We start from the raw sequence: 3788 nt of genomic DNA on the forward strand, positions 1-3788 counted from the left end.
TGTGGGGCAGCCGCGTCGCGGACCTGCTCGGCGGCGACCCCTCGGGCTGGGCGTACTGGCAGCAGGCCGGCAACGCGGCCCAGCTGCACGGCCCGGTCCTCGCCGACAAGAACAGCCTCACGGACTTCGGCATCATGATCGGCGCCGGTCTCGCCGCCGCCGCGGGCGGCGTGTGGACCCTGCACCGCTCGATCCCGGCCCGCACCGCCCTCGCGGGCGTCCTCGGCGGGCTCCTCATGGGCATCGGCGCGCGCATGGCGGGCGGCTGCAACATCGGCGCCTACCTCGCGGGCATCGCCTCGGGCAGCCTGCACGGCTGGATCTGGGGCGCCATGGCGCTGCTCGGCACGTACGCGGGCCTCAAGCTGCGCCCGCTCTTCGGCCTCGGCAACCCGAAACCCGCCGACAGCGTCTGCTGACGCGCGACCGGGGGCCGTTCACCCGTCCACGGCGGGGGAACGGCCCCGTTCGCGTGTGGCGTCCGGGACGCGTGGTAGGTGAGGTGGGAACGGGCCCGCCGGGCCCCGCCACGAGGAGTGCGCCCGTATGACGAACCCCGCACCGCTGCGCGGCCTGAGCGACGGCCACCGGCTGCCCGCTCTCGGCCTGGGCACGTACCCGCTGGACGACGCCGGTGCCGAGAGCGCGGTCCGCACCGCCGCCGCCTCCGGCTACCGCCTCTTCGACACGGCCGTGAACTACCGCAACGAGACCGGCACGGGACGCGGCATCGCCGCCTGCGGGCTGCCGCGCGAGGAGCTGTACGTCACGACGAAGCTCCCGGGCCGCGACCAGGGCTACGAGGAGACGCTGAGGTCCTTCGAGGCGTCGCGGCAGCGCCTCGGCGTCGAGTACGTCGACCTCTACCTCATCCACTGGCCGCTGCCCCGCGTCGACAAGTACGTGGACTCCTGGCGCGCGATGATCCAGCTCCGTGACGAGGGGCTGATCCGCTCGCTGGGCGTCTCCAACTTCACGCCGGAGCACGTGCGCCGCCTGGAGGCGGAGACGGGCGTCCTCCCCGCCGTCAACCAGATCGAGATGCACCCGCTGCTCCCGCAGGACGAACTGCGCGCCTTCCACCGGGAGAAGGCGATCGTGACGCAGAGCTGGAGCCCGCTGGGCCGCGGCAGCGAACTGCTCGACGATCCCGCGATCGGCGAGGTCGCCGCGCGCCACGGGGTCACCCCCGCGCAGGCGGTCCTGCGCTGGCACCTCCAGCTCGGTGCCCTGCCCGTGCCGAAGTCCGCCGACCCGGACCGCCAGCGCGCCAACCTCGACGTCTTCGGCTTCGAGCTGTCCGACGAGGACCTGCGCCGCATCGGCGAGCGGCCGGAGCGCAGGCTCGGCGGCGACCCCGAGACGCACGAGGAGTTCTGAGCCGGGCGCCCGTGCGGCGGGGCGTCAGGGCCGGTAGACCTGTCCCGGCTTCGGCGCCCCGGGGGCCATCAGCTCGGGGACGGTCACGAAGGTGTAGCCCTTCGCCCGCAGCGCGTCGATGATGTGCGGCACGGCGGGCACGGTCCCGTCGTACAGGTCGTGCAGGAGAATCACGCCGTCCCGCTCGGACTGGTCGAGTATGCGCTTCTCTATGAGCTTCGAGTCCGTCGTCGAGTAGTCCTTCGCGGTCGCGCTCCACAGCACCTGCGCTATCCCGAACTCCTCGCATATCTTCGAGACCTCGTCGCTCGTGCGGCCCTGCGGCGGGCGCATCAGCGTGGGCGCCTTGCCGGTGAGGTCCTCGACGGCGTTCTGGGTGCGCGACAGCTCGCGGCGCACGTCCTTCTCCGACAGACCCGTGAGCCTGTGGTGCGACCAGGTGTGCTCGGCGACCTCGTGGCCCTCGTCGGAGATCTGCTTGACGAGTTTCAGGTAGCGCTCGATGTGGTTCTTGCCGAGCAGGAAGAACGTCGCGTGGATCTTCTTCTCCTTCAGGATCTTCAGCAACTGCGGGGTGTGCTTGCTGGGGCCCGCGTCGAAGGTGAGCGCGACGCACTTCGCCTCGCGGCAGTCCACCGGCTGATCGGCCATCAGGACCTTCGCCGAGGCGTGCCCGCGCTCGCTCGCCGGAGTCACCGTGTGCAGGCTCGTGCAGCCGCTGAGGCCGAGCGCGAGCGCGGCGCCCGCCGCGAGCGCGGCGAGCCGGGCAGTGACGCGGCGGCGGGCGGGGCGGGGGACAGCGGGCATGGCGGTACTTCCTTCGGCCGGACGGGAGCGGGGCGTGCGCGGGCGCCGCCCGGCGCCCCGGCGGTAAAAGGGCAGGCCAGAGCGGTGCCCCGGGTCGAAACGCGGCCGCTCGGACGACTATACACACGATGTATACACCCGATTTATAGTGGTGCGATGCCATGAACGGGGAACCCGGAGGGGGTACGTGCGTCTCTCTGGATGTGCGGGAAGGGGGCCGGGTTGCCTCACGCCCCGTGCGAGTCGAAACGGGGACGGCCGAGGGGCCGTCGGGGAGGGAGGGCCGGCCATGCGCAGGGGGCTGTTGTGGGGAGTGCTGCTCGCGTGCGCGGCGGCGAATCTCGTCCTCGGTGTCGCCGTCGAGCGCGGCCCGCTCGAAGTCGCCCTGCACGTGCTCAGCGGCACGGGGGCGCTCCTCGCCCTGCTCGGCCTCGTCCTGGCCCGCGAGGGCGGGCGCCCGGGGAACGAGGGGAACGGGCGCGGGGCCACGCGGCGCTGAGAGCGGCGGGCGGGGGAGGGAGGGAGGCGGCTCGCGTAGGTCGGGGGCGCGGGGACGGCCGCCGGAGCGTGGGGGAGGGAGAGGTGGTGCGGCGGTGAGGTGTGCGCGGTGCGGGCTGCCGCCCCCTCAGGACCCGTCGCCGTACGGGGTTTCGGCCGGGAGAGCCGCCGTCAGGTCCACCTCGACCAGTTGTCCCGCGTAGCCGAGCGCCGGTGTGCCGAGCAGGGTCGCCGCGCCGGTGAACGCCGGGCCGAGCGGCGAGGCCCGCAGGTGCCGCCACACCGCACCGAGGGTCGTTTCCTCGCTCGTGCGGACATGGACGACGGCCCGCACGACATCGGAGGGGGCCGCCCCGGCCTTGGCGAGGGCCCGCAGCGCGTTCGCGACGACCTGGTCGGTCTGGGCCAGCACGTCGTCCCCGCCGACGAGCCGTCCCTCGGCGTCGAGCGGGCACTGTCCCGACAGGTACGCGGTCGGCCCGGCGGGGACGACGGTGACGTGGCTGTACCCGGGGGTCGGGTGCAGCCCCGGCGGGTGAATCCGGCGCATCGCTCTCCCTCGTCGCGGAGCCGCACCGTAGTCGGCCGGCCACCGCCGGGGCGAGGGGTTTCCGTTGCCCGGCGGACGGCCCGCCCCCAATCGGGTGAAGGCGTTCCAGGCGCGTCCGCCGGTGCCCCGTGCCACGTCAGGACGTGCGCCGGGGGTGTCGCGCGGTGTCACGGAACATCGGCTCCGGGTGCGCCGAGGGGCGGTCGGGGTTTCTCTGGAAGCGCCGGACGAGTGTCCGGGCCGAGAGGAGGAGCCGTGCGCATATTGAAGGCGACCCAGGATGCCGGGGAAGCCCCGTCCCTCGTGTGGCACGCGATGGACGCAGGGGACAAGGCGCTGTGCGGCGTCCGTGTGCCCGATCCCCCGCCCGCCGCCGCCGACGCCGGTGAGCGCTACTGCCCCGCGTGCATGAACCGCGTCGACACGCACGTCGCCCCGGTCGGCGGCGGGACGGCGGGCCGCCGCGGCTGACCCGCCCAGGCCCTGCCCGACGATCCCCACCCGCCCTTCGACACCCGTGCGCTCCCCGGGCCCTCGGCCGGGGACACCCCCG

Annotated in this window: 6 protein-coding genes; 4 read left to right on the top strand and 2 right to left on the bottom strand. The window is 73.9% G+C overall.

From position 1 onward, the window contains the following. The coding region (locus SSBG_RS28405) for a YeeE/YedE thiosulfate transporter family protein (RefSeq protein WP_037870824.1) at nt 1–419 on the top strand (419 nt) is incomplete at its 5' end. A gap of 127 nt (nt 420–546) precedes the next feature. Further along, nucleotides 547–1380: an aldo/keto reductase gene (locus tag SSBG_RS28410; RefSeq protein WP_008749489.1), complete on the top strand. Its 834-nt coding sequence runs from the start codon at nt 547–549 to the stop codon at nt 1378–1380. A 24-nt stretch (nt 1381–1404) separates the two neighbouring features. Here the strand turns inward: SSBG_RS28410 and SSBG_RS28415 are convergent, their stop codons facing one another. Next, on the bottom strand, nt 1405–2187 hold the full coding sequence (locus SSBG_RS28415; RefSeq protein ID WP_008749490.1) for a polysaccharide deacetylase family protein: 783 nt from the start codon (nt 2185–2187) through the stop codon (nt 1405–1407). Between the two features lie 289 nt (nt 2188–2476). On the opposite strand from SSBG_RS28415, the gene SSBG_RS28420 reads away from it, so the two are divergent. Beyond that, complete coding sequence (locus tag SSBG_RS28420; protein ID WP_008749491.1) at nt 2477–2686, top strand: hypothetical protein; 210 nt, start codon at nt 2477–2479, stop codon at nt 2684–2686. Between the two features lie 126 nt (nt 2687–2812). Here the strand turns inward: SSBG_RS28420 and SSBG_RS28425 are convergent, their stop codons facing one another. Next, nucleotides 2813–3235, bottom strand: a complete 423-nt coding sequence (locus SSBG_RS28425; protein ID WP_037870826.1) for a RidA family protein — start codon at nt 3233–3235, stop codon at nt 2813–2815. Between the two features lie 255 nt (nt 3236–3490). Here SSBG_RS28425 and SSBG_RS28430 point away from each other — a divergent pair, with 255 nt between their 5' ends. Further along, nucleotides 3491–3706 (top strand): hypothetical protein, encoded by a 216-nt coding sequence (locus SSBG_RS28430; RefSeq protein WP_008749493.1) that lies wholly within the window; start codon nt 3491–3493, stop codon nt 3704–3706. The last annotated feature ends 82 nt before the right edge of the window (nt 3707–3788 follow it).

It is taken from the genome of Streptomyces sp. SPB074, from assembly GCF_000154905.1.
GTDB lineage: Bacteria > Actinomycetota > Actinomycetes > Streptomycetales > Streptomycetaceae > Streptomyces.

Excerpts from the sequence above, each read along its gene's own strand:
- SSBG_RS28410 (WP_008749489.1), top strand. The coding sequence starts at position 547 with ATGACGAACCCCGCACCGCTGCGCGGCCTGAGCGACGGCCACCGGCTG.
- SSBG_RS28415 (WP_008749490.1), bottom strand. The coding sequence starts at position 2,187 with ATGCCCGCTGTCCCCCGCCCCGCCCGCCGCCGCGTCACTGCCCGGCTC.
- SSBG_RS28420 (WP_008749491.1), top strand. The coding sequence starts at position 2,477 with ATGCGCAGGGGGCTGTTGTGGGGAGTGCTGCTCGCGTGCGCGGCGGCG.
- SSBG_RS28425 (WP_037870826.1), bottom strand. The coding sequence starts at position 3,235 with ATGCGCCGGATTCACCCGCCGGGGCTGCACCCGACCCCCGGGTACAGC.